The organism is Rahnella sp. PCH160, from assembly GCF_047784855.1.
Classification (GTDB): domain Bacteria; phylum Pseudomonadota; class Gammaproteobacteria; order Enterobacterales; family Enterobacteriaceae; genus Rahnella.
This window is the reverse complement of sequence record NZ_JBLOGT010000001.1, coordinates 2,289,141-2,314,408: the sequence shown is the minus strand read 5'-3', so window position 1 is coordinate 2,314,408 and position 25,268 is coordinate 2,289,141. Positions and strand designations below refer to the sequence as shown.

25 protein-coding genes, 1 tRNA gene and 1 pseudogene are annotated in these 25,268 nt (G+C 52.3%); 5 read left to right on the top strand and 22 right to left on the bottom strand.

Annotated features, from left to right (window positions below; translation table 11 throughout):
- Positions 1–34 precede the first annotated feature (34 nt).
- From ACM5QY_RS10880 to prmB, 6 genes are all read right to left on the bottom strand, one after another.
- Complete coding sequence (locus tag ACM5QY_RS10880) at positions 35–313, bottom strand: YfcL family protein (RefSeq protein WP_416120635.1); 279 nt, start codon at positions 311–313, stop codon at positions 35–37.
- Positions 314–343: 30 nt separating this feature from the next.
- Positions 344–901: an elongation factor P hydroxylase gene (locus ACM5QY_RS10875; RefSeq protein WP_416120634.1), complete on the bottom strand. Its 558-nt coding sequence runs from the start codon at positions 899–901 to the stop codon at positions 344–346.
- A 94-nt stretch (positions 902–995) separates the two neighbouring features.
- Positions 996–1,796 (bottom strand): sulfite exporter TauE/SafE family protein, encoded by an 801-nt coding sequence (locus tag ACM5QY_RS10870; RefSeq protein ID WP_416120633.1) that lies wholly within the window; start codon positions 1,794–1,796, stop codon positions 996–998.
- A gap of 47 nt (positions 1,797–1,843) precedes the next feature.
- Positions 1,844–2,617, bottom strand: coding sequence for a penicillin-insensitive murein endopeptidase (gene mepA, locus ACM5QY_RS10865; protein WP_416122867.1), 774 nt, complete (start codon positions 2,615–2,617; stop codon positions 1,844–1,846).
- Positions 2,618–2,702: 85 nt separating this feature from the next.
- The gene (gene aroC / locus ACM5QY_RS10860) at positions 2,703–3,788 is read right to left on the bottom strand and encodes a chorismate synthase (protein WP_416120632.1); all 1,086 of its coding nucleotides are present in this window, start codon (positions 3,786–3,788) and stop codon (positions 2,703–2,705) included.
- Positions 3,789–3,862: 74 nt separating this feature from the next.
- A complete protein-coding gene (gene prmB, locus ACM5QY_RS10855; protein ID WP_416120631.1) occupies positions 3,863–4,795 on the bottom strand; it encodes a 50S ribosomal protein L3 N(5)-glutamine methyltransferase in 933 nt (310 codons plus the stop codon).
- Between the two features lie 201 nt (positions 4,796–4,996).
- On the opposite strand from prmB, the gene smrB reads away from it, so the two are divergent.
- Positions 4,997–5,536: an endonuclease SmrB gene (gene smrB, locus ACM5QY_RS10850; protein WP_416120630.1), complete on the top strand. Its 540-nt coding sequence runs from the start codon at positions 4,997–4,999 to the stop codon at positions 5,534–5,536.
- Positions 5,537–5,744: 208 nt separating this feature from the next.
- On the opposite strand, the gene sixA is transcribed toward smrB, so the two are convergent.
- The 4 genes from sixA to ACM5QY_RS10830 all read right to left on the bottom strand — a co-directional run bounded on the left by sixA (position 5,745) and on the right by ACM5QY_RS10830 (position 10,696).
- Positions 5,745–6,233, bottom strand: a complete 489-nt coding sequence (sixA, locus tag ACM5QY_RS10845) for a phosphohistidine phosphatase SixA (protein WP_416120629.1) — start codon at positions 6,231–6,233, stop codon at positions 5,745–5,747.
- 398 nt (positions 6,234–6,631) lie between these two features.
- Positions 6,632–8,848, bottom strand: a complete 2,217-nt coding sequence (gene fadJ / locus ACM5QY_RS10840; RefSeq protein ID WP_416120628.1) for a fatty acid oxidation complex subunit alpha FadJ — start codon at positions 8,846–8,848, stop codon at positions 6,632–6,634.
- Complete coding sequence (gene fadI, locus ACM5QY_RS10835) at positions 8,845–10,158, bottom strand: acetyl-CoA C-acyltransferase FadI (RefSeq protein ID WP_416120627.1); 1,314 nt, start codon at positions 10,156–10,158, stop codon at positions 8,845–8,847. The genes fadJ and fadI overlap by 4 nt, the downstream gene beginning before the upstream one ends.
- A gap of 205 nt (positions 10,159–10,363) precedes the next feature.
- Complete coding sequence (locus ACM5QY_RS10830; protein ID WP_104921220.1) at positions 10,364–10,696, bottom strand: YfcZ/YiiS family protein; 333 nt, start codon at positions 10,694–10,696, stop codon at positions 10,364–10,366.
- A 416-nt stretch (positions 10,697–11,112) separates the two neighbouring features.
- On the opposite strand from ACM5QY_RS10830, the gene fadL reads away from it, so the two are divergent.
- Positions 11,113–12,390: a long-chain fatty acid transporter FadL gene (gene fadL, locus ACM5QY_RS10825; protein WP_416120626.1), complete on the top strand. Its 1,278-nt coding sequence runs from the start codon at positions 11,113–11,115 to the stop codon at positions 12,388–12,390.
- Positions 12,391–12,466: 76 nt separating this feature from the next.
- Here fadL and mlaA read toward each other — a convergent pair whose 3' ends face one another.
- The 10 genes and pseudogenes from mlaA to ccmA all read right to left on the bottom strand — a co-directional run bounded on the left by mlaA (position 12,467) and on the right by ccmA (position 20,500).
- The gene (gene mlaA, locus ACM5QY_RS10820; RefSeq protein ID WP_416120625.1) at positions 12,467–13,234 is read right to left on the bottom strand and encodes a phospholipid-binding lipoprotein MlaA; all 768 of its coding nucleotides are present in this window, start codon (positions 13,232–13,234) and stop codon (positions 12,467–12,469) included.
- Between the two features lie 34 nt (positions 13,235–13,268).
- Positions 13,269–14,483, bottom strand: a complete 1,215-nt coding sequence (gene ccmI / locus ACM5QY_RS10815) for a c-type cytochrome biogenesis protein CcmI (RefSeq protein WP_416120624.1) — start codon at positions 14,481–14,483, stop codon at positions 13,269–13,271.
- A complete protein-coding gene (locus tag ACM5QY_RS10810) occupies positions 14,480–14,965 on the bottom strand; it encodes a cytochrome c-type biogenesis protein (RefSeq protein WP_416120623.1) in 486 nt (161 codons plus the stop codon). The genes ccmI and ACM5QY_RS10810 overlap by 4 nt, the downstream gene beginning before the upstream one ends.
- Entirely contained in the window at positions 14,962–15,513 is a 552-nt protein-coding gene (locus ACM5QY_RS10805) for a DsbE family thiol:disulfide interchange protein (RefSeq protein WP_416120622.1), read from the bottom strand. Before ACM5QY_RS10805 ends, ACM5QY_RS10810 begins: the two co-directional genes overlap by 4 nt.
- Positions 15,510–17,479, bottom strand: a pseudogene (locus tag ACM5QY_RS10800) (heme lyase CcmF/NrfE family subunit). The gene ACM5QY_RS10805 and the pseudogene ACM5QY_RS10800 overlap by 4 nt, the downstream one beginning before the upstream one ends.
- On the bottom strand, positions 17,476–17,970 hold the full coding sequence (gene ccmE, locus ACM5QY_RS10795) for a cytochrome c maturation protein CcmE (RefSeq protein WP_416120621.1): 495 nt from the start codon (positions 17,968–17,970) through the stop codon (positions 17,476–17,478). Before ccmE ends, ACM5QY_RS10800 begins: the two are co-directional and overlap by 4 nt.
- Entirely contained in the window at positions 17,967–18,227 is a 261-nt protein-coding gene (gene ccmD / locus ACM5QY_RS10790) for a heme exporter protein CcmD (protein ID WP_416120620.1), read from the bottom strand. Before ccmD ends, ccmE begins: the two co-directional genes overlap by 4 nt.
- A complete protein-coding gene (locus ACM5QY_RS10785; RefSeq protein WP_416120619.1) occupies positions 18,224–18,961 on the bottom strand; it encodes a heme ABC transporter permease in 738 nt (245 codons plus the stop codon). The genes ccmD and ACM5QY_RS10785 overlap by 4 nt, the downstream gene beginning before the upstream one ends.
- A 216-nt stretch (positions 18,962–19,177) precedes the next feature.
- On the bottom strand, positions 19,178–19,837 hold the full coding sequence (gene ccmB, locus ACM5QY_RS10780) for a heme exporter protein CcmB (RefSeq protein WP_416120618.1): 660 nt from the start codon (positions 19,835–19,837) through the stop codon (positions 19,178–19,180).
- Positions 19,838–19,858: 21 nt separating this feature from the next.
- Complete coding sequence (gene ccmA, locus ACM5QY_RS10775) at positions 19,859–20,500, bottom strand: cytochrome c biogenesis heme-transporting ATPase CcmA (RefSeq protein ID WP_416120617.1); 642 nt, start codon at positions 20,498–20,500, stop codon at positions 19,859–19,861.
- A gap of 260 nt (positions 20,501–20,760) precedes the next feature.
- Here ccmA and ACM5QY_RS10770 point away from each other — a divergent pair, with 260 nt between their 5' ends.
- The 3 genes from ACM5QY_RS10770 to ACM5QY_RS10760 all read left to right on the top strand — a co-directional run bounded on the left by ACM5QY_RS10770 (position 20,761) and on the right by ACM5QY_RS10760 (position 23,196).
- Positions 20,761–21,678 carry a formate/nitrite transporter family protein gene (locus ACM5QY_RS10770; protein WP_416120616.1) on the top strand — a complete coding sequence of 306 codons (918 nt, stop codon included), beginning with the start codon at positions 20,761–20,763 and terminating at the stop codon, positions 21,676–21,678.
- Positions 21,679–21,788: 110 nt separating this feature from the next.
- Positions 21,789–21,863 (top strand) — tRNA-Arg (locus ACM5QY_RS10765).
- A 160-nt stretch (positions 21,864–22,023) separates the two neighbouring features.
- Positions 22,024–23,196: a tyrosine-type recombinase/integrase gene (locus ACM5QY_RS10760; protein ID WP_416120615.1), complete on the top strand. Its 1,173-nt coding sequence runs from the start codon at positions 22,024–22,026 to the stop codon at positions 23,194–23,196.
- Here ACM5QY_RS10760 and ACM5QY_RS10755 read toward each other — a convergent pair.
- Both ACM5QY_RS10755 and ACM5QY_RS10750 read right to left on the bottom strand, forming a co-directional pair.
- Positions 23,193–23,909 carry a retron Ec48 family effector membrane protein gene (locus ACM5QY_RS10755; protein ID WP_416120614.1) on the bottom strand — a complete coding sequence of 239 codons (717 nt, stop codon included), beginning with the start codon at positions 23,907–23,909 and terminating at the stop codon, positions 23,193–23,195. The genes ACM5QY_RS10760 and ACM5QY_RS10755 overlap by 4 nt on opposite strands.
- A complete protein-coding gene (locus tag ACM5QY_RS10750) occupies positions 23,906–25,090 on the bottom strand; it encodes a reverse transcriptase family protein (protein ID WP_416120613.1) in 1,185 nt (394 codons plus the stop codon). Before ACM5QY_RS10750 ends, ACM5QY_RS10755 begins: the two co-directional genes overlap by 4 nt.
- Positions 25,091–25,268 lie beyond the last annotated feature (178 nt).

Sequence of the window (25,268 nt, the reverse complement as noted above, 5' to 3'; positions counted from 1 at the left end):
CACCGTGCTGCGCTTTTTTTTACAGAAATTCCGGCTAGCCAGGAAGAGAAGCCTGATAGAGAGTTTCCCACATCCCCTGAACCAGAGCCTGATCGCGCGGTGATAATTCACCGGCGTTGATGGCTTTATCCAGGCCATCCTGAACACGGACTTTCAGCGCTTCGGCGGTATGTTCGCCATTTTCTTCCGCCTCGGCAACCGCAACGGTCAGATGGCCTCGCAGATAGCCACTGGCAAATAACTCATCGTCGCTGGCGCTTTCGACCATATCGTCGATGAGCGTTAAAATCCGCGTTTCAAATTCTGCGATCATTACTCTTCCTCGTATCCGGACTCTGTTTTTTTATTTAATCGGCTGCAAAGCAGGGAAATCTGCAGGCGTCAAAGGGGCGGTATTGTAAAACGATTGTAACGCTTTAATAAAGCGCGCCGGTCTTTCAGGGATGCCCTGATCCAGCATGCGGAGCACTTCTTCACGCACTTTGTTCTGGAAGCCCACGCGGTCTGGCTCGCAATCGCCACTCAGGTTGTCACAGCTCACGTTGAAACTAAAGCCTGCTGCGGCACAGAACAACCATTCATAGGACTGAGGTTTGATTTCGACTTTTTCGAACTCGCTTTGCGTTTGCGCATCGCGGCCATCCGGGCAATACCAGTATCCAAAATCCACCAATTTACGGCGTTCAGCACCTGCAACGCACCAGTGGGAAATCTCGTGCATTCCGCTGGCGTAATAGCCGTGTGCAAACACAATGCGGTTAAACGGTTCCTGCTCATCGGCGGGCAGATAGATGGGTTCGTCGTCGCCTTTCACCAGGCGCACGTTGAATTCCTCAAAGAAACAGGAATCAAAAATGTCCATCAATTGATGATAGTTATGTGTTGCAGTCGAATCAGACATATTTGCTGTGAAACTCTGTAAGTAAGATCAGGGGCGACAATATACCCTTGTTATAACGCTCGATTTCATGACCTCAGGCAAGCATTAGGCAGCTTCAAAGGTGAAGGCTAAGCCATTGGTGGATTTGCTCACCGTGATTGTCATAAATCAGTTTGCAGCTCATCACGACAGAAACCGCGACTACCATCGGGCGGATCAGCTTCTGGCCTTTGCTGAGCACCATCCGTGCACCAAGACGTGCGCCGATAAACTGCCCCGCCATCATCACAAAACCTAAAACCCACACCACTTTGCCGCCCAGAATAAAGAACAGCAGGCCACCAAAATTCGAAGTGAAGTTCAGGACTTTCGCGTGTGCCGTGGCTTTTGCAAGGTTATAACCACATAACGTGACGAAAGCTAGCGCGTAGAAAGAACCGGCACCGGGGCCGAAAAAACCATCGTAGAACCCGACACAGCCACCAGCCACCAGCGCATAGGGTAAAGCGTTTAACCGGCGCGCACGATCGCTTTCCCCCAGACGCGGCGTCAGCAGGAAGTACAAACCGATGCAAATGATCAGCAAAGGAAGGATCTGACGGAGCATCTCGGCGTGCAGATGCTGGATCAAAATCGCGCCGACCACCGAGCCGGCAAAAGTACACGCGATGTTCAGCTTTTGATCGTTCAGATCGACTGCGCCACGGCGGATGAAATACAGGCTGGCCGAAAAGGAGCCGCCTATCGATGACAGCTTATTGGTCGCAATAGCCTGCGCCGGAGAAACCCCCGCCGCCAGCAGCGCAGGGAGGCTGATTAATCCGCCCCCTCCGGCAATCGAATCAATGAAACCAGCAAACAGTGCTACGAAAAATAATACGACTAACACCCAGGGGGCAACAATCAACCAGTCCATTTCTCTGTCAGTCCTGCTCTACGTGGCGAAGAATTATCAAAATGTTATTAAAGAACGTGTTTATCCAGCATCGCCTGACAGGTCGGCGGCAACGGAGGCGGTTCAGATTTCGCCGGGTTACCGGTAGACGGTTTCGGTGGCAGGAACCAGCTTTGCAGCTCGGCACCACATCCGTCACCCGCTGGCGGCGGAGCCTGATTCTCGCATTCTGTACTGCCCACCGGACAACGCAGACGAACGTGCATATGCGCACGATGGCCAAACCACGGACGCACTTTGTGCAGCCATTCACGATCCATTCCCGCATCCTGACAAAGCTGTTGTTTGATTGCCGCATTCACAAAAATGCGTACCACGTCTTTATCCTGCGCCGCCAGTTTGATCAGCGTTTCGATACGCGGCTGCCACTGACTTGGCACGATTGATTTACCGTTAGCACTGACCAGATCGATGGGCTGTGGTTTCAGCAACATCTGCTCGCTCCAGCGCTGGCGCGGCAGTTGCAGCCAGATATCCACATCCAGCCCGGACTGATGGCTGGCATGGCCGCTGCTGAAACGCCCACCCGCTGGCATCGCCATATCGCCGACCAGCATGGTACCCAGCCCTTTTTGCTGCGCCTGAGTGCCGAGTCGCGTGATGAACGCCAGTAAATCCGGCTGACCGAAATAACGGCGCTGATCGGTACGCATCACCTGATAATCCGGGGAGTTCAGGGGCAAAGGCTGTGCGCCAATCTGACACCCGTTGGCGTAGCTTCCCACGGCCTGCGGTGCGCCGGAAATCGGCTGAGTAATTTTCTGCCACGGCGTTGCCGCCATAGCCGGTGCGCAAAGCGCCAGTGCCAGAAGACTGGCGCAGGCGGTTTTAAACGCAGGAACGTTGCGTAAGAATTTCATCGGAGGCTTACCAGCGTGGCACGGTGGAATGAACGTCGCCGTTCTGGGCACGCTGACGCAGCAGATGATCCATCAGCACAATCGCCATCATCGCTTCGGCGATCGGCACTGCGCGGATCCCTACACAAGGATCGTGACGGCCTTTGGTGATCATCTCGACCTGCTCGCCTTCCCGGTTAATGGTGCGCCCCGGAACGGTGATGCTGGACGTTGGTTTCAGCGCCAGATGCGCGACGACCGGCTGACCGCTGCTGATACCGCCGAGAATGCCACCCGCGTGGTTGCTTTCGAAACCGTTTGGCGTAATTTCATCGCGGTTTTCACTGCCACGTTTGCTGACCACGGCAAAACCATCACCAATTTCGACGCCTTTCACGGCATTAATGCTCATCAGCGCATGCGCCAGATCCGCATCGAGACGGTCAAATACCGGCTCGCCGAGGCCAACCGGCACATGTTCAGCGATAACGGTAATTTTGGCACCAATCGAATCGCCTTCCTTTTTCAGGCTGCGCATCAGTTCGTCCAGCGCGTCGAGCTTGCTTTCATCCGGGCAGAAGAACGGGTTGGTTTCGACAAGATCCCAGTCTTTCAGCTCGCAGCTAATGTCGCCCATCTGGGACATATAGCCGCGCACTGTTACGCCGAATTTATCAAGCAGGTATTTCTTCGCCACGGCGCCTGCGGCAACGCGCATAGCGGTTTCACGGGCAGAAGAACGGCCACCGCCGCGATAGTCGCGCACACCGTATTTTTGTTCGTAGGTGTAATCTGCATGGCCCGGGCGGAATACGTCTTTGATCGCGCTGTAATCCTGCGAGCGCTGGTCGGTATTCTGGATAATCAGGCCGATGCTGGTGCCCGTGGTCACACCTTCAAACACGCCGGACAGGATTTTCACTTCGTCCGCTTCACGGCGCTGCGTGGTGTAACGCGAGGTTCCCGGACGACGACGGTCGAGGTCATGTTGCAGGTCTGCTTCTGTCAGCGAGATGCCCGGCGGTACGCCGTCAATAATGCAGCCAAGTGCCACACCGTGAGATTCGCCGAAGGTGGTGACGCGGAAAAACTGCCCAATACTGTTCCCTGCCATCACGGCTCCTTAACCATTAATAAGTTGTTTATTTGCAAAATGACCGGCTGATAAGCAGCCGGTCAACAGGGTATTTAGTCGCGGTAAGCGCGGAACTCTTCTGCACAATCAATCAGTTGCTGTTTAGTCAGCATGAAGACACCGTCACCGCCGTTTTCAAATTCCAGCCAGGTGAACGGGATCTCAGGATATTGATCCATCAGATGTACCATGCTGTTGCCCACTTCACAAATCAGCACGCCGTCATCGGTCAGGTAATCCGGCGCACAGGCCAGAATGCGGCGGGTCAGTTTCAGGCCATCGCTGCCGGAGGCCAGACCGAGCACCGGTTCGTGGCGGTATTCCTGCGGTAAATCGGACATGTCTTCTTCGTCAACGTACGGCGGATTCGTGACGATCAGGTCGTATTGCAGCGGCGGCAGTTCACGGAACAGGTCAGAACGGATTGGCGTAACCCAGTTCTCGATGCCGTGCGTGTCGATATTGCGCTCAGCCACGGCCAGCGCGTCCGCAGAGATATCCACTGCATCCACTTCCGTTTCCGGGAAAGCATAAGCACAGGCAATCGCAATGCAGCCGCTGCCGGTACACATGTCGAGGATGTGCTGAGGTTTGTCGTGCAGAATGCCGGAGAAGCGGTTACTAATCAGTTCACCAATCGGCGAACGCGGCACCAGTACGCGCTCATCGACATAAAACTCCATGTCGCAGAACCAGGCTTTGTTGGTGAGATAGGCGACCGGTACGCGTTCATTAACGCGGCGGATAACGCGCTCAACGATACGGTGACGCTCACTGGAGGTCAGACGCGCCGTGTGCATATCTTCAGGAATATCCAGCGGCAAAAACACGCTTGGCAAAACCAGTTGCACGGCTTCGTCCCACGGATTATCGGTGCCATGACCGTAATAAACACCGGCCGCGTTCAGGCGGCTGACGGTCCAGCGCAACATATCCTGAATGGTATGCAGTTCACTGACAGCTTCGTCGACGAAAATTTTGTCCAATTTTTTTCTCCAGGCAGTACAGGGTTTTTAACAGACGTTTAACCCGTAATTTCCGCATAGTTTGCCACGAAGCCCGCCACAAATCAGCAGCTAGTCAACGCACTTGCGCGATGCCTCGAAGAATTTAACCCTGACTTTCCTTTAAACCGCAGGGTGACGAAAGGTACACTGTCGGTATTGAGCGAAAATGACGATAAAAAAATGAAGAAAAAACACCGGCTGAGCCCGGAGGAGACGGCTCTGTTTCGTGAAGCCGTGCCGGGCGTCAAGCGCCTGAAAAACGACACAATTACTCACCGTCCGCTGCGAAAAAAAGTGTCAGAACTGTCGCCGAAAAAGCTGATTCAGGAGCAGGTGGATGCCAGTTATTATTTTTCTGATGAATTCCAGCCGATGTTGCAGGAAGAAGGCCCGGTGCGACACGTCCGGCCCGACGTCAGCCATTTTGAATTGAAGAAATTGCGTCGCGGAGATTATTCCCCCGAGTTGTTTCTGGATTTGCACGGTTTAACGCAGAAAGAAGCCAAGCAGGAATTAGGGGCGCTGATCGCCGCCTGCCGCCGCGAGCACGTTCACTGCGCCTGTGTCATGCACGGCCACGGCAAACATGTTCTCAAGCAGCAAACCCCGCTATGGCTGGCCCAGCATCCTGACGTCGAAGCATTCCACCAGGCACCGAAAGAGTTAGGCGGCACCGCCGCGCTGCTGGTGCTGGTCGAACTGGATGACAAAATCAGCTGATCCCGTTGGCGAATAACAGAAAGCAGAAAGGCACAGCGCGTTTATACGGCTGTGCCTTTCTTTTGTCTGATATCCGATATCAGAATACCCTGGATAATTCGGGTCGCAGCAAGGCGGCAAGCGAGATTATCCCGATGAACTTACTCCAGTAAGTGATTCGGGTAATTGAACGCGGCCCACGCATCTGCGGCTCGAGGTAAGACAGGTATTAAACCTTTGCCATCACCTGGCACGGACTAAACTGCCAGTCAAAGCTGCCCTGCCCGGTTTGCGCATTCAGCTCCACGCTTGCCATAGCAGAGGTGGCGAACATCGGCGGGCAAACTCCCGGGCACAGTTCTGCGACCAGATAACCGACCAGCGGCAGGTGGGAAACCACCAGTACCGCATTGACGCCCGTCTGCGCCAGATGTTGCAGTTCGCTGGCGACCAGAGCAGGATCACCGCCCGGCGTCAGTTCTTTCAGAATATCAATTTCAACATTTTCAGGCAGAGCCAGACACTGACGAACTTTTTCAAGTGTCTGCTGCGCACGCAGGTACGGACTGACCAGAACGCGGTCAATAGTGATACCCCGGCCATTCAGCCACGCCGCCATATGTACTGATTCGTCACATCCACATTCGCTTAACGGGCGAACCGAATCGCTGGCAGCTTCAAGAACCGCATCACCGTGACGCATGATTACAACTTGCATATTGCACCGCTTTTGTTAACAAAAATAGCGCTATACAGAAACGCCTTGCGTGCTGTATTACCCATTGCCCAGCCTTTTTGATCGCCGTTCGGACGACCCTTCTCATTACAAGATAACTGTTAGGCAGTACACCCACTTAACACGCCGTGCCCACAGATTCTGTCTGTACAGCAACAGCGGTCGGGCATTCTGCCTGAAAGTTCGCGTAAAGAAAACGCTGTTTTTTACACCAACCCTGATAGCTTGTAAACTGTTCAGGCGAAAATTTAACCACTCGGGTTGTAGATCAACCGCTTGGAATTGTTCTTGTACAAATTCAGTCTCACCATAAAAAAGATCCCGCGCGCTGTCGTCAGGCTGCAAGCAGGATCTGTTCCAGATTGTCGCGAAACTCGGCATTAAGCAGTGACGCGGGTCACACTCTGCCGACCTTTTCGCGTGCCACTCTCAGGCACAGAAACGCTCCCCCGTTCTGCCCGATGCCGTAAACCTTCGCACGGCGTGAAATGTTCGCCATAGCGTTGCGCCAGTTGTTCCAGCGTTTTCACCACACTGGCGGCACCTAAGGTGTCGATATAGCAGAACGGCCCGCCGCGGAATGGCGGGAAACCAATGCCAAATACCGCGCCCAAATCGCCATCGCGCGCGCTGCGGATCACATTTTCATCCAGGCAACGAACGGCTTCGTTCAGCATCAGCATGACGCAGCGTTGTGCGATCTCTTCGCCCGACTGCTGCGCTTTTGGCGTCACGTTCAGCAAGCGATAGACCGACGAGTCGACCTGTTTTTTCTTCGCTCCGCGCCCTTTCTGACCGTAGAGATAAAAACCTTTGCCATTTTTACGGCCTTTGCGGTCGTCTTGCAAAACGGCGTCAAAGCCGGACGGTGCGGCAAAACGCTCGCCAAACGCCGCCACCAGAATCGGCCCGATTTTAGTGCCGACATCAATGCCCACTTCGTCGAGAAGCTGAACGGGCCCGACCGGGAAACCAAATTTAACCAGCGCATTATCGATATGATCGACTGGTTCACCGGCCAGCAGACAGCGCGCCGCCTCGTTGATATACGGGGCAAGAATGCGGTTTACATAGAACCCGGCGCTGTCTCCGACCACAATGGCCGTTTTCCCCTGTTTCCTGGCCAGCGATACGGTGGTCGAAATGGTCTGTGCGCTGGTTCCCGCATGGGGGATAACCTCCACCAGCGGCATTTTGTCTACCGGGCTGAAATAATGAAGACCGATAACCTGCTCAGGCCTTGTGGCCTTTTCCGCAATCTGATGAATCGGCAGAGAAGAGGTATTTGAAGCAAATATGGTGTGCGATGCCGCATTTTTCTCGATTTCCGCCACCATGGATTGCTTGAGCGCCAGGTCTTCAAATACCGCTTCCACCACAATATCAATTTGCGAAAAACCGCTATATTCCGTGGTGCCGGAAATCAGCATCATCTGACGCTGCTGCTCGTTACGGGTAAGCCTGCGGCTGCGGACTTTTTTCTCCAGCAGATCCCAGCTGTATTTCAGCGCATGGCGGATGCCTTCGTGGTTGATGTCTTTGATGCGTACCGGCAGCCCGGCGCGGGTGGCAGTCACATTCGCAATGCCGCCGCCCATCAGCCCGCCACCGAGGATCCCAACGCGGCGAACCGGTAACGCCTCAGCGTCGGCGCCTTTTTCTTTTTTCAGCGCCGTCGAGGCAAAGAATAAACCGCGAAGTGCGGCAGATTGCGGCGTCATCACCAGCTCACCAAAAGCGTTGGCTTCGGCCTGATAGCCATTTCCGCTGCCCTGATCGAGGCCGGTTTTCACCACATCAATAATTTTTTCCGTGGCCGGATAATTACCGTGCGTTTTTGCGCGGGTTTGTTTACGCACAAAATAGAACAGCAGGCTTTTCCCCAAAGGACCGCCCGCCAGCCGCGCCTGCCACGGTAAAGGTGGACGTGATTTACGGCCTTTCGCGACGCGTTCCAGCGCGGTTTTCAGCAAAATCGAATATGGCACGGCGTCATCCACCAGCCCCATTCTCAGCGCCTGTTTCGCGCGAAGGCTGCGCCCGGTGAGCATCATATCCAGCGCTTTAGGGGCGCCAATTAATCGCGGTAAACGCTGCGTGCCACCGGAACCGGGTAACAGGCCCAACTGAACTTCCGGCAGGCCAAGCTGCGTTTTGTCATCCAGCGAGCAGACCCGCGAATGGCACGCCAGCGCCAGTTCAAGCCCGCCGCCGAGACAGGCACCGTGAATGGCCGCCACGACCGGCACGGAAAACGACGCAATTTGCGACATCACCGTCTGGCCTTTTTGCGCCAGCTGGCTGGCTTCAACCGCCGTTTTACAACCGGATATCATCGTAATATCAGCCCCGGCAATAAACGAGTCGGTTTTGCCGGAAACCAGCACCAGACCTTTCAGATTCGGATATTGCTGCGCTTTTTGCAAAATGTCGCAGGTTTGCTGAGCAAATTCAGCCTTCAGGGTATTCACTTTTTCGCCGGGAACGTCAATGGTGATGATGCCGACATGTTCTGCGGTAAACATCAGCGAGAAAGCGGAAACCGGCTCTGCCACTGACGGTTCTGTCAGTTCGGTGTTTTCCATATTGTCCCTCATTGCGCTGCCTCCAGAATCATTGCCGCGCCCAGACCACCGGCGGCGCAGGCCGTCGTCAGCCCGTATTTTCCGCCGCGACGGCGTAATTCATGCAGCGTCTGTGTGATCATGCGCGCACCAGTTGCAGCAAACGGATGGCCGTATGCCAGCGAACCGCCTAAAACATTGAATTTATCCCAGTCGATTTCACCAACTGCCTGACTGCGCCCCAGTTTATTGCGGGCGAATTCGTCACTGGCCAGCATTTTGATATTGGCCAGCGTCTGCGCCGCAAAGGCTTCGTGCATATCAATCAGATCCAGATCCGCCAGCGTCAGTCCGGCACGATCGAGTGCCAGCGGTGTGGCGTATGCCGGGCCGAGAAGCATATCTTCCCAGACATCGATGGCAGAAAACGCAAAGCTTTTCAGGTATCCCAGCGGTTCAAGCCCCAGTTCACGGGCGCGGGATTCGCTCATCATCAGAACGGCAGCAGCGCCGTCCGTCAGTGGTGTGCTGGTTGCCGCCGTGACGGTACCGTGTTTACGGTCAAACGCCGGACGCAGTTTTGCATATTGCCCGATCTCTGAATTCAGGCGGATGTTGTTGTCTTTTTGCAGGACTTCACGATAAGGCGGAACCTGCGCGGCCATGACCTGATCATTGAGATAGCCCTGTTCCCACGCCAGCGCGGCCAGCGTATGCGAACGGTGCGCCAGCTCATCCTGCTGTTCGCGGGTAATCCCGTGGCTTTTTGCCATCTGTTCGGCGGTATCGCCCATCCGCAGGCCGGTGGAATATTCCGCCACCGCCGGGGGAACCGGCAGCAGATCGCGTAATTTCAGTTTGCTGAAAATCGAAAGACGCTGTGACAGCGTGCGCGCTTTGTTGACGTCAACCAGTGCTCTGGCGAGGCGTTTGCTTACGCCAACCGGTAACACCGAGGAAGAATCGGCCCCGCCGGCAATCCCGACGCGCACCGTGCCGCTCATAATACTTTCGGCAACGTTCGCCACTGCCTGAAAACTGGTCGCACAGGCGCGGGACACGCTGTAAGCATCCGTCGAAACGTTCATTCCGGTGCCGAGCACGATTTCGCGCGCAATGTTCGGCGCTTCCGGCATCTGGACGACCTGCCCGAATACCAGCTGATCAATGTCTTTCGGATCGATTCCACTTTTCGCCAGCAGCTCGCTGACCACCATTTTTCCCAAATCCACAGCGGGGATCCCGTGATAGGCGGTGGCCTGCTTGGCAAACGGCGTGCGCAAACCGTCAACAATCGCGATGCGATCGCCTTCGCGCGTAACCAGTGGAATGACGTTGTTCATACAAGCTCCTGGGTAAATAGGGTCTTAAGAGGTCAGACCTGATAACTCAGTGTTAACTATGTATTTACATTTGGCAAAGTGAAAGGGTTTGAAGTGCGAGCAACTGCAAATTTTTCTGAAACGAGAGTGAGAAGAAAAGAACGGAAGAAATGGCAGACAAAAAAATACCGCTGGAGATCAGCGGTATTTTAGAGAACCGGAATAATTATCTTAAAGCTAACTGGAAGATCATGGTCTCAGCCTGGCAGGAGAAAGTGAAATCCACTTTCAGCTCAACGCCACCGTCAACTTTTTCAATCTTGCTGTTAATTTCGCAAGGTTCCGATTCAACGCCACGCGCGCGTGCGGTCAGCGTTTGCAGCATTTCTTTGGCCTGCGCTTCGGTTTCGAAGACGTGCAGGTAAGAAGCGGTGCAGTCGGTGTTATCCATAATAGTACCCACATCAACACAGCAGCAGGCGGCGGTTTCTTCCGCGCCACACTTGTTGATGGAATGCAGAGGTTGGGTGGATTTAGAGGACATGGTTACGTCAGACATCATTTTCTCCCCGGCATCAGCGGCAACGTCCACCGTCTGGCCTGATTGCGAATTAAAGATTTATTTTAGGCTGTATTTTACGCCAGCGGTTGGACTACAGCTAGCACTTACTTTTTATGTGCCTTTGAAGTGATCCAGATCACGCAAATGTAACTATCAGATTAAATTTAAGTCACCACTCTCACTTTAACGTTTCTTAATTGAACTTTTATTGTTTGTTTTTTGTTAAGTAGATCCAATTTCTTGCATCAAATAAGAAATATCAATGAAACAATATTGCAACCACACCACAGGTCAGACCTATACTTCGCTCACTGGTCTGATTTGTCAGACTGATAACGAACCCTACAATCCCGCGCTCATTGTTACTTGATGTAACATTGTTTGATAAAAAACATAAAATTGAGGTTTTGGTCATGAACCAGAAAAACCTGTTAAAAAAATCAGCTCTGGCAGCTGCAGTGGCAATTGTTTCCTCCAACGTATATGCGGCAGGTTTTCAGCTCAATGAATATACCGCTGCGGGTTTAGGCCGTTCTTTCTCGGGTGAAGGCGCTATCGCTGATACCGCAGCATCCGGCAGCCGTAACCCGGCAACCATGACAATGTTTAATCGTCCGGCATTTTCCATCGGCGCAATCTATGTCGACCCGAATGTCGATGTCACCGGCAAATCCCCGGTCACGGGTGCAGATACCAGTGCCAGTAACATTGCACCAAACCAGTGGATCCCAAATATCCACTTTATTATGCCCCTGAATGAACAATGGGCCCTCGGCGCATCGGCGACCTCAAACTACGGTTTGGCGACAGAATTTAGCGATAACTATCCCGCGGGCCCGATTGGTGGCGAAACCGATCTGACCACCATCAACAATAACTTAAGCGTCGCTTACCGTTTGAACGAGCATTTCAGCTTCGGTCTGGGCTTTGATGCGGTCTACGCGAAAGCGAAAATCCGCCGTACTGCGGGCGAACTGGTTCCGCTTAAAACCGGCGGATTGCTGCCTGCTGATACCGAAGCCGCTAAGCTGAAAGGCAACGAATGGGGCTACGGCTGGAACGCCGGTGTCCTGTATGAAGTGGATGACAATAACCGTTACGGCTTCACTTACCGCTCAGAAGTGAAAATCGATTTCGACGGCGAATACCGCAACGGCATTCCGCAGGCATTGGGTGGCACAGGCGGCCACACCGTTCCGGGCTCACTGACCCTGAATCTGCCTGAAATGTGGGAGCTGTCAGGTTATAACCGCGTCGCACCCAAATGGGCCATTCACTACAGCCTGGCATACACCAGCTGGAGCCAGTTTCAGGAGCTGAAAGCCACCGGCTCTCAGGGCCAGACGCTGTTCGATAAAAACGAAGGCTATCATGATGCTTACCGCATCGCGCTGGGTACCACCTATTACTACGACGACAACTGGACATTCCGTACCGGTATCGCGTTTGATGATAGCCCGGTTCCGGCGGACAACCGCACCATTTCTATCCCGGATCAGGATCGTTTCTGGATTTCAGCGGGTACCACGTACGCCTTTACCAAAGATGCTTCTGTGGACGTCGGTGTTTCCTATATGCACGGCCAGACGGTGAATATCAGCGAGAAAGTGGCTGATGGCGTGCCAAATTATGAGTTCCAGGCGAAAGGTACCGCGATGCTGTACGGCGCGAACTTTAACTACAGCTTCTGACCGGTATTCACGACAGAGCATATAAATGAAAAAAGCGCCGAAAGGCGCTTTTTTTGTACTCAATCGGCACAGACCGTTATTCCGAATCGATATCCTTCAGATCACCCTGAATCAGTGCCGCATTCGGGTTCACTTGTGGCGTCAGCTGACCGCCTTTCGCCAGGAAATCATGACGCTGGAAATACGCTTCACGAAGCATCAGGTAAGGATCGGAGGAGTTTCTGATCAGGCCATCAGAATCAAGCAATTCAGCACGGGTTTCTACGCCTTCCAGCACCCATTTACCGGCTGACATCCAGAACGTCAGATAACTCAGCATCGGATAGAGTGTATCGACAAAATCGCCGCCCTCATCACGCACGGTAAAGCTGCCGTAAGCCGGTAACTGAACATACGGGCCATAACCGACACCGTAATGTCCCAGCGTGCTACCGAAGCCCTGCGCTTCTTCGCGCGCCAGTTTCGGGTTCGCCATCGACGCCACGTCAATCAGACCGCCCATCCCCAGAAGGGTATTAAGGAAGAAACGGTTGAAGTGGATCGCTGCACGGTACGGATCGCCTTTCAGCAAGGAGTTCACCATACTGGCCGGTTCATCGAGGTTACTCAGGAAATTACTGGTGCCATTTCGCGCCGGTTGCGGCACGTAATCACGCCAGGCAACAGCCACAGGCCGCAATACATACGGGTCCACGTAGTTGAAGTTGAAGTTAAACATCGTGCGGTTGAAACCTTCGAGCGGATCAGAACGTCCTTGCTGTTCGCTGTCAGATGATCCGGCCGTGCCGGCACAACCGACCAGCAAAACTGTCGCAAACGCCAGCCCAGTCAGGCGTAAGTTCATGGATATCTCCCTGTTTTGGATCTTCGGCTCGTGATTAAGGAACCTGCTGATTAATTTCAATGCTGACCTGGCCGTTACCGGCAAAATCGGTCAGCGAACTGTCGCCGTACCAGTCACCCGAAGCTGGCGTCGCCAGACCATTCTGTGAAATACGAACGCGTACTTTTAATTGATGTAACGAAGAAAGCAAGCGTTCCGGCATCATCGCGTTACTGTCATCCACCGTAATGGCCAGCGGAAAGCGGCTCAGCGGAAGCTTTTTAACGGCTACCGGCACCGGGCTACTGCCATCGGTCACAGAAATAAAGACCGTGCCATCTCTCGGAAGTTTCTGCTGAACATCCGCAGAAAGCGTTACGTTCACCGCCAGTTTAACCTGATCAAGACCGGCCTTCTGTTTTGCCTGCTCAATGCTTACCTGAACCATCTCAAGACGTTTATCACCCGCAGGCAGAATTTTCAGCATAACTTCCCACGCACCAATGGCTTGCGGATAGTGTCCCTGCTCATATTCATTATAGGCCAGCAGACTTAATACGCGCAGATCACCCTGAGATTTTTCCAGCATACTGCGTAAAAGATTTCCGCCGGTAAGGTTATCCTGCGGATCCGAAGAACGGGTTAACACTTCGGCATAACCGAGTTTTACAGCCATGTCGTTCGGGGCCAGTTCATACGCATGGGCGTAAGCCTGGGTGGCGGTGGCGGCATTATTGAGCGCCATGCCCACGCGACCGAGCATTACCCAGTCCTGCACATTATCCGGATTTGCCTGCAAATCGGTACGCAATCCGAGCCCTAAATCCTGCACATCCCTGGCGGTCAGCGGCGTGCCGTGGTCGTCTGCGATACGGTGACGCAAATCGGGCATGTGCTGCATCACCTGATTCCACGCGCTCACCTGCGCCAGCCCGCCCGCATATAAATAGAGGCCCAGCGTAATGATCACCAGTAAAATTGCGCCCGGCACCAGCGTCCAGCGGCCTATCGGTTGTATTGCCGCCGGTGCATGGCCGTCAGGAATATCGGTCAGCAGATTTTCCTGCAATTCCTGAATATGCGCCGGACGTTCATCCACCACGCCCTGCGCTTCATCCTGTTCCAGCTCGCTTAAACGGTGGTGGTAAAACGCTTTGTTGAGCGCATCACGCGACGTGTATTCCGCGCGATCGCCACGCATCACCGGCACGATAAACAGCGCCAGCGCGATCGCCAGCATCACTACAATACACAGCCAAAAAATACTCATGATCCTGTCCTGTCGCTGTCTTTAAGTAACTGCGCCAGGCGCTGTTTCTCTTGTTCAGACATTTCTTCTGAACCGTTTTCGCGCACAACGACACGGCGTCGGGAACGCATGAAAATCATTCCGGCACCGATAATCACCACTAAAACCGGGCCAAGCCACAGGATGAGGGTTGAAGGCGTCACCGGCGGTTCGTAGGTCACGAAGTTGCCGTAACGCGCCACCATATAAGCCACGATTTGCTGGCGATCCTGCCCTTCATTCAGCAGCTGAAATACCTTAGTGCGCATGTCGGCGGCGATAATTGAATCGGACGCCGCAATATTGGTGTTCTGACATTTCGGGCAGCGCAGTTGCGCGGTGATCTCGCGGTAATCCTGCTCCTGCTGTGGCGACGTAAACTGATAAGTGTCGATAGCCGCGAAAGCGCTGAAACTCAGCGCCATACCGAGCATAAGCGCAGGCAATGCACGTAAGATTTTCATGCATTGCCTCCGTATTTTTTGTACAGCGGCAACACTTCGGTTTGCCAGACTTTCTCATTCAAATCGCCCGCATGGCGATAACGGATAATGCCCTGCCCGTCGATCAGGAACGTTTCCGGCGCGCCGTACACGCCCAAATCTAACCCGAGCATTCCGTCGCCGTCATACAGGCTCATCATGTACGGATTGCCCAGCGTATTCAGCCAGTTCACCGCTTTCTGGCGGTCGTCTTTATAATTGAGCCCGACCACGCGCACGCCGGTGGCGGCGAGCCGGTTCAGGTAATCATGTTCAGCACGGCACGTCGGGCACCACGTCGCCCAGACGTTGAGCAACATCGGTTTGCCGTCGCGCAGCACCGACTGATCGTAAGTCTTTCCGGCCTGCGCCAGCGATTCCAGCTTAAACACCGGCACCGGTTTGCCGATCAGGGCGGATTCCAGCAACGTCGGGTCATCGCCGTTGGCGTTGCGCGTCAGCTGGAGTAACAAGGCCGCCGCCAGCGCCAGAAACAGAACCAGCGGAATAAAGAGAAGTTTACGGTTCATGCTTCAGCCTCCGCATTGCCCTGTTTCTTCGCCTTTTTACTCATGCGGTAACGCGGGTCGAGAATACACAACACGCCACCCGCCGCCATAAATAGCCCGCCCAGCCAGATCCAGCGGACAAACGGTTTGTAGTACAAACGCACTGCCCACGAACCGTCATCCAGCTCTTCGCCCAGCGCGGCGTACAAATCTCGCGCCAGATTACCGTCGATGGCGGCTTCGGTCATCATGCTGCGCGCCACGCTGTAGAAGCGTTTTTCGGCGTGCAGCGTGGTGATTTTTTTGCCGTTCTGGGTGACGTCGATATTCGCTTCACCGCCGGTGTAGTTCGGGCCGGTAATATCGCGAACGTCGCGGAAGACAAAGTGATAATCATGGATATCCACGGTATCACCGGCTTTCATGCGCACGTCGCGTTCAACGCTGTAATTCTGGCTGAACGCAATACCGATCACCGTGACCGCCACGCCCAGATGACCGAGCACCATGCCCCAGTGGCTGCGGGAAAGCTTGGTCAGACCGCGCCAGAACGAATGACGGTGCGTGGCGCGTTCGTGCAGCTCCATCAGCGTCAGCACAATCACCCACACCGACATCAGCAGGCCGACGACGGTCATACCCACAATTTTGTCCTGCAACAGCCATGGCAGAAGAATCGACAGAACCAGCGTCACCACCAGCGCAACGCCCAGACGACGCCACAGCTTGCTTGGCTCGTCACGACGCCAGCGCACCAGCGGACCGATGCCTAACAATAGCGCCAGCGGCGCCATCAGCCAGGTAAACATCGTGTTAAAGAACGGTTCGCCGATGGAAATACTGCCCAGTCCGAGCTGCTTATGAATCAGCGGTAACAGCGTGCCGAGAAGCACCACCAGCATCGCGGCGACCAGCAGGACGTTATTGCCGAGCAGATAACTTTCGCGCGAATGCAGTTCATGACGGCTCGGCGCGCGCACCGAGTTGCCTTTAAAGGCGTACAACAGCAAGGAGCCGCCGATCACAATCACTAAATACGCGAGGATAAACATGCCGCGCGCCGGATCGGAGGCGAACGAGTGAACCGAGACCAGCACACCGGAACGCACCAGGAAAGTCCCGAGCAGACACAGCGAGAACGCGGTGATCGCCAGCAGAACGGTCCAGGCTTTGAATGTCCCGCGTTTTTCGGTCACGGCGAGCGAATGGATAAGCGCGGTTCCCGCCAGCCAAGGCATAAATGACGCGTTCTCGACCGGATCCCAGAACCACCAGCCGCCCCAGCCTAATTCGTAATACGCCCATGCAGAACCGAGCACGATGCCGATGGTCAGAAACACCCACGCCGCCGTGGTCCACGGACGCGACCAGCGCGCCCACGCGGTATCAAGCCGTCCGGCCATCAGCGAAGCAATCGCAAACGCGAACGCCACCGAGAAACCGACGTAACCCATGTACAGCAATGGCGGATGGAAAATCAGGCCGATGTCCTGAAGCACCGGATTCAGATCGCTGCCGTCCACCGGGAAATTCGGCAAAGAGCGGATAAACGGATTCGACGTCAGCAGAATAAACAGCAGGAAACCGCTGGTGATCATGCCCATCACGGCGAGTACTCGCGCCACGGCATCCTGCGGCATCTGACGGCTGAACAGCGCAACGGCCAGCGTCCAGCAACTCAGCAGCAACACCCACAACAACAGCGAACCTTCGTGCGCCCCCAGGTGGCCGCTACGCGGTAATACACCGGCAAATGCGTATTGGAGTTATTGACGACATACGCGACGGTGAAATCATTCACCACGAATGCGTGAACCAGAATCGCAAAGGCCAGCACGATGCAGGCAAACATGCCGTACGACAACGGACGCGCCATCGCCATCATGCGGTTATCCTGTCTTGCCGCGCCCCATTGCGGATAAATACTCAGTAAAACCGCCAGACCTAACGCCAGACAGAGTGCAAATGTTCCGAGTTCCGGCATCATGAGCGGTTGCTTCCTTTATCGTTACCCACATAAGCCGAAGCCGGCCCTTTGTGGTTTTCTTTCATGGCGTCGGCCACTTCCGGCGGCACATATTTTTCATCGTGTTTGGCCAGAACCTGAATCGCATTCACGACATTTCCCGGTTCCATTACGCCCTGCGCCACCACGCCCTGCCCTTCACGGAACAGGTCCGGCAGAATGCCGGTGTAGGTCACCGCAATCGCGCCGCGCGCATCATAAATCTTGAAACTCACCTGCAAACTTTTCGGATCCCGCTTTACCGAACCGGGCATCACCATGCCGCCGATGCGCAGTCGCTGACCGACTTCCGGCATTTCGTGGTTTTCGCCTTTGCCCTGCAAAATTTCACCCGGGGTGTAGAACAAATCAATGTTAGAGCGCAACGCATACATCACCAGCGTGATGCTCAGGCCGAGGCCGATCAGCACCACCAGCGCCAGCGACAGGCGCTTCTTACGACGTGGATTCACAATAACTTCTCCCCGGATGTGTCCGGTTCCAGCGGTGACGTCTGTGCGCCTTGCTGTTTTTTAGACGTGGACTGATGAATGCGTTTTTCGCGTGCCTGACGTCGTTTCACGTCGTCCAGAACCTGGCGATGCTGCACGAGGGTATGCGCCACCAGCGCAATCAGGGAAATCAGGGTTGCCGCCACCGACAGCCAGACATAAAAGGCATAGCCGCCCATGGCAAAAAAATCGTGCCAGCTTGAGAATGCAGGGCTCATCCGCGACGCTCCTTATTCAGCAGGCCAGCCACCCACGGACGCAGACGCTCCTGATGCAAAATCAGGTTACGCAAACGCATCAGCGTGAGCGTAATAAAGAAGAACAAATAACCGAAAATCGCCCAACGCAGCGGATAGCGCATACTCGGGTCGATGGATTGCTGCATGTTGGTGGAACCCTGATGGAGCGTGTTCCACCACTGAACGGAGTAATGAATAATAGGAATGTTGACCACGCCGACCAGCACCAGAATCCCCGCAGCGCGGCCCGCCAGACGGCGGTCGTCGAAGGCGTTATACAGCGCAATCACCCCGAGATACAGGAACAGCAGCACCAGTTCGGATGTCAGACGCGCATCCCAAACCCACCAGGTGCCCCACATCGGTTTGCCCCAGGCCGAGCCGGTCACCAGTGCGATAAACGTGAAAACAGCACCGACCGGTGCCATCGCGGCAACGGCCAGATCGGACATTTTCATCTGCCACACCAGGCCAATGAATGCCGCGATAGCCATCGTGCTGTAAATCCCCATCGACCAGATCGCCGCAGGGACGTGAATATACATTATCCGGTAACTGTTACCTTGCTGGTAGTCGGGCGGCGCATAGCCAAAACCCCAGACCCAGCCGATCACCAGACAGGCGATACCGGTAAGCCCGAGCCACGGAATGAACCGCCCACAGACGTGGTAAAGCCGTTCGGGCCGCGCGAGTTGATGTAACCATTTCCACATTGTTATCGTTGCTCACTCTAAAATGTCACTGTGTGGGTTGCCGTGGAGCCTCGGTGGACTCTTGTGCGGTCAGATATCAATTCCCCGCACTTATTGTTGGCCTGTCTATTGTTCACTATAGAGAAGTGTGATGTTAGTCAAAGGTTGCGTTTTTTCTTCTCTATTGTAACGGCACGTAAAATAAATCCGTGACAGCGCGCTCACAGACATAAACGGTTAGTGGACGCTGACTCGCAGGGCGGCCGCTGTCGCGAACGGCGCTAACGTCGCACTGCCCGCTAACATCGCGCCGAGTATCGCCAGATACCCGCCGATCGGCATCGACATCGACGCGGCATCAATAGCGCCGGTGGCGAAAATCAGCACCGGAATATACAGCGGCAAGACCAGCAGACTCAGCAACACGCCGCCCTTGCGCAGCCCGACGGTCAGCGCCACGCCGATTGCGCCGATAAAACTCAGCGTCGGCGTCCCCAGTAAAATCGTCAGCGCGACGGCTTTCCAGGTTTCAAAATCGAGTGAAAGTAACAGGGCAATCAGCGGAGAGAGGAGCAGTAGCGGCAAACCGGTCACCACCCAGTGAGCACACACTTTTCCCAGAACCGTGAGTGCCAGCGGTGAGGGTAATAACAATAGCTGTTCGAGCGTACCATCGAGATAGTCATCGCGGAACAACCTTTCCAGCGCCAGCAAAGAGGATAACAGCGCCGCAACCCAGACAATACCGGGCGCAATCCGCGCCAGCAGTTTCGGCTCCGGGCCAATTCCTAACGGGAACAGCGTAATAACAATCAGGAAAAACCACAGCGGGTTAATAATTTCAGCGCTTTTTCTAAAAGCGATTTTCAGTTCGCGGCTCAGAACCTGAGTAAACATTCTGTCTTTTTCCCTTTCACGTCACGCCAGTTGTGCGCCGGTCAGACGAATTTTCCGCACATCGCGGCCAACGCCCTGCAAATCCTGATGCGTGGTCAGCAGCACCATTCCGCCCTGCTCCGCATGATGTTCAAACAGCGCAATCAGCGTCGCAACGCCCTGCTTATCAATGGCCGTCAGCGGCTCATCGAGTATCCACAACGGCGCGTTACTCAGCCATAAACGCGCCAGCGCCACGCGCCGTTGCTGCCCGGCGGACATCTGCGCGACCGTGACATCTTCGTAACCGAGCAGGCCGACATTTTCCAGCGCCTGATAAATAGCGTCCGCTGCAGCGTCACCGCGGGCAGACCCGTTGTTAACAGACAGATAGAAGGCAAGGTTTTCAAACGCAGTAAGCACTGACTTTATGCCGGGCTGATGGCCGAGATACAGTAGTTCCTGATGAAAGACATCACGCTGACGGCGGGTATTGACGCCCTGCCAGCGGACTTCACCGGCGTCCGGGGAGGACAGCCCGGCCAGAATACGCAGCAAACTGGTTTTACCGGCACCGTTCCGGCCCTCAATCTGCACCATTTCGCCCGGTGCAACCGTGAAATTCAAGCCGCTAAACAAGGTCCGCTCATCGCGAACGCAGCTCAGGTTAAGGGCTTCAAACATGGAAATGTCTCTTATTTTTCACAAGTCCGCATCATATCACAGGCGTCCGGCACGACGCAGCTTAGGGAGCGGTACGTTATTACATATAAACGTCCGCCAGAAAAGTCTGAAATAGCGGGCACTCCTCCAAAAATGACCCATACGGTTCATGGGTTAACGGTTTGTAACTTTTTTGTATACATGCTCATAATTCCCCTGCCTCGCCTATGCTTACTGATGACGAATTTTTCTATCATTTTGATGTCTTCCGGGGGAGAACGATGAGCGACGATCAAAAGCACGAAAAAAGTACCAACGTCGACAGTGACGAACATTCGCAAGGTAAGGAAATCGAAACCGGGGAAGAGAATTTGCCTTCTAAAGCGGCCGCCGTGCATGAAGTTATCCGCATGGAAGGCGAGAAAGAGCTGGAACGTGATGGCCAGGCGCTGCTGTGGTCAGCGATTGCCGCAGGGCTTTCTATCAGTGCCTCGCTGATGGCGAAAGGCATTCTCCACGCGCGCCTTCCCGACTCGCCGGAACGGTTCTTTATTGAAAACATCGGTTATACCGTCGGGTTCATTATCGTCATCATGGCGCGCCAGCAGCTGTTCACGGAAAACACTGTCACCGCTGTTTTGCCCGTCATGCAAAAACCGACCGGAAAAAACGTTCTGCTTCTGCTGCGTTTGTGGGGGCTGGTGCTGGCCGGTAACATTATCGGTGGCGGCTTTGCGGCGCTGGCGTTTCATTTGGTGCCGTTTTTTGACCCGGAGACCGACAAAGCGTTTCACAGCATCAGTATGGAAATTATGGAAAAGGGACCTGGGGCGATGTTTGTCGGCGGCATGGTTTCCGGCTGGCTGATTGCCACCATGGTCTGGATGATCCCTTCCGCAGGCACCGCCAAACTGTGGGTGATTATGCTGATGACTTACATGGTGGCGATCGGCGACCTGACGCACATCGTGGTCGGCTCGGTGGAAGTTCTCTATCTGGTCTTCTCCGGCGCAATCCCGTGGACTGATTTTATCTGGCCTTTTGCCCTGCCGACGCTGGCCGGAAACATCGCGGGCGGCACCTTTATCTTCGCGCTGATCAGCCACGCGCAAATCCGTAACGACATGAGTAATCAGAAGAAAGCCAACGTTAAAAAAGCAGAACAGGAGGCCGCGAAGAAGGAAGCCGCGACACCGTGAAGAGGGATAAAAACGCAGAACTGGCGACGAAACGACCAAACGGCAGGCTAACGTCTTATTATTGAGAGAAAAACGGGTATACTACGCGGGCGCTTTCCACTGGCGCCCGTGTCTCCTTAGTTAAACGGATATAACAAGCCCCTCCTAAGGGCTAGTTACAGGTTCGATTCCTGTAGGGGACACCATTTTCACTTCTCATTACATCTCTTAAAGTCTAAAAATCTATATATTTCAAATCAGTAAACTAAAAACACGTCTCAACACATCTAAGAAAATGCAGTAAAAGCTCGAACAATTGTGTATATAATTGCGTATAACTCAGGTTCGATGTAGAGAGCTATACACATGCCACTCAGTGATATCCAAATAAAACGCGCCAAACCAGCCGAAAAACCCTTCACCCTCAATGATGGTAATGGGCTTTCTTTGCTCGTCGAAACCTCCGGTGCGAAGGGCTGGCGGTTCAGATATCGCTTTGCAGGTAAGCCAAAAATGATTTCTTTTGGTGTGTATCCCGCAGTTTCTTTGGCAGATGCGCGTGCCAGACGTGAAGAAGCCAAATCCCAACTGGCCAAAGGTATTAATCCTAGTGAAGCCCGCAAAGCCGATAAACTTGCTCAGATGTCCGCTGCTGGCAATACCTTCAAATCTATTGCTCTGGAATGGCATGCCGCTAAGAAAGCATCCTGGACAGAGAATTACGCTCAGTCAGTGATCCGCCTTCTTGAGCTGAATGTATTTCCTTTCCTGGGTGAAAGAGCAATTGATGGGATCCAGCCTTTAGAGTTGCTCCTTGTACTTCAGAAAATTGAAGGCCGGGGAGCGGTCGAATTAGCCAGTAAAGTACGCCAACGCTGTGGAGAGGTATTCCGGTACGCTGTTATTACTGGCCGCGCCACGTATAACCCAGCTCCAGATCTGGCCAGTGCCTTACAGACACCAAAAAGAAACCACTACCCCTTTCTGATGGCGGATGAACTCCCTGCTTTTATAAAGGCTCTGGATTCCTATTCAGGCAGCATCATCACTAAATTGGCCACGCTGCTGCTGATGCTAACCGGCACCCGAACAATCGAATTAAGGGCAGCAAGATGGGAGGAGTTTGATTTAGAAAATGCTATATGGGAGATCCCTGCGGAACGCATGAAAATGAAGCGTCCTCACCTGGTTCCATTATTCACTCACGCAGTGGATATCCTACGCCAGTTAGAGACCCTTACAGGGCGTTATCAGCTTGTTTTCCCTGGTCGCAATGATGCCAGTAAGCCGATGAGTGAAGGTAGCATTAATAAGGTGCTTAAGCTGATTGGATATCATGGAAAAGCAACGGGGCATGGATTCAGGCATACCATGAGTACTATTTTGCACGAACAAGGATTTGATAGTGCATGGATTGAGTTGCAGCTTGCGCATGTTGATAAGAATTCTATTAGAGGAACTTATAATCATGCGCAATATTTGGAATCCAGAAAGATCATGTTGCAGTGGTATGCTCATAAAATATCAGCTATGGGTTAGGTATATTTTCTTTCTAGTTTAGTTAATTCAATACTTACATCAGTAAATGTCATATTCACACAATCAATTAGATCAAAAACCTGTAATTCAACTGCAATAAATTCATTTTTTGCGCCATTGCTTATTTTTATTCCTATTTCACTCAAAGAGGCAATCATCTTAAATTGATGTGTGCGATAGTCATATTTACCGGTCGCCTCAGAAATCTTTTCATTAGCAACATTAACAATACTTTTAATATCAGATATAGAATTATCATAGTTTCGAGAAACTTTCACATCGCCATACTTGGAGTCTGGAAAAATCAACACATACCATTGATATATATTTATTCGTTCAGGCGTTAGATATTTCCTCTTCAAAATCTCTGCATTTATAAAATCTCGAAACATATTTAGATGTGAAATATGATTACTTAAATTACTATTTCTAATACCTGTCCTATAAGTCATTAATGCTACAAACATACCACCAATAGTAGCTATGATGGTCAATAACCAAGCAGTTACTTCAAAAATCTTTATGACACCTTCAGTTTTTTCAGCGAAGGCGACAAGACATTTACTAGCCAAACAGAACTCTTTTTGACTCAAATTTTCAATTTTGTAAGTTTCATGAAACGAGTAAATGCCCAAAACGGCTCCACTAATTGCAACTAAAGAAATCACTACACCTAATACTAGAATGCTATTTATTTTTTGTGTTGTCTTCATATTTTAATCACTTGCAATCTATTTTTTATCCATTGAGAAAATGGTCTGTAACTTTTTGTTCGGTTAATTACAATCAGTTTAAAAATAGCAAGATCATACTTTTTCTTATAGTTAAATTTATTGATATTGCCTTGTGCATGCAATGACTCTAACTCTCTCACTAATCTATGTACTGAATGTAGATCCAATAGTGAAGCTTGGGGCTTGATTTTTTTGAGGGTTGCTAGAAGTAGTTTATACTTATTATGGCCAACTCTTCCTAACTTATTTACTCTCCCCATGCATCTGTTATATTCAATACGATAAGCTTCCGATGTTTTTGAGTTATTTTTTTGCGATAAACTAACGATATTGTGAACTGATGCTTTAATTCTTTTTACTTCATTTGACGCTAAGCGAGGCTCATTAAAAGAGACTCTTAGTCCATGAACAGTTAAAGCTTCGGTGGATATATTATGCACTTCTGTCTTTTTAAAATTAATTGGAAGATCTTTCTCGTTTAACATACCTTCAACATGTGACTTAATCTGAGTCATGTCGTAGTTTATAATTTTTGAAGAAATGGTAATGTCATCTACAAGCCTAGTATAAACCAATCCTTTGCGTTCAGCCCTTCGAACTACATCGTATTCAACATCAAATAAGCACAATGAAGCAATATAACTTGATGTTAAAGCGCCTTGTACGACATGATCGTCATAACAACAAATTTCAACAAGGTAATTTAAAGCATCACCTTTGTATTTAAAGACATTTGCAAATATAGATACAACGATATCTCGATGTATATTTTCAAAAAAATTTTTAATATCGAGTTTTAATATTGTTTTAGCTTTGCAATGTTTTGCTGCACAGGCGATATAATGGCGCTCTATTTTATTATCTCTATCGTGTTTATTAGTTGGTATTGAACCAAATAAATATTCCGGCCACAGAATTAACTCCTTAAATATTCTTTTATTAATTCTGCGTTGAATTTTCCTAACACGATGATCCGGGTCAAAAACAACTCGCTTGTCACCATCGACCTTAGGTAATTCTAGCCTATTGTATCGATCCTTAACTGGGATATTAATTGCTTCATTTAGATCTGAGAGGCTTATATCAAGTGCATCACTTAAGGACTGAAGCGAACGAAGTGATTTTGCTCCACTCTTTTTTATTGGGTAATTAATGATCATGCTGAAATGTCCATTTAGCAAAATTACATCACGGTCTTCCCCATAACCCTAGGGGTTCAAGAATAGAGATGCTTCGATCAACACCCACTTAGCAACAGCCTCTATTCTTTTGACCGGATGTAATGCCGACGGCTACTGTCCCACGTCGCCGGCCAGGCTAGGTGGGGGTCTCCGGTCG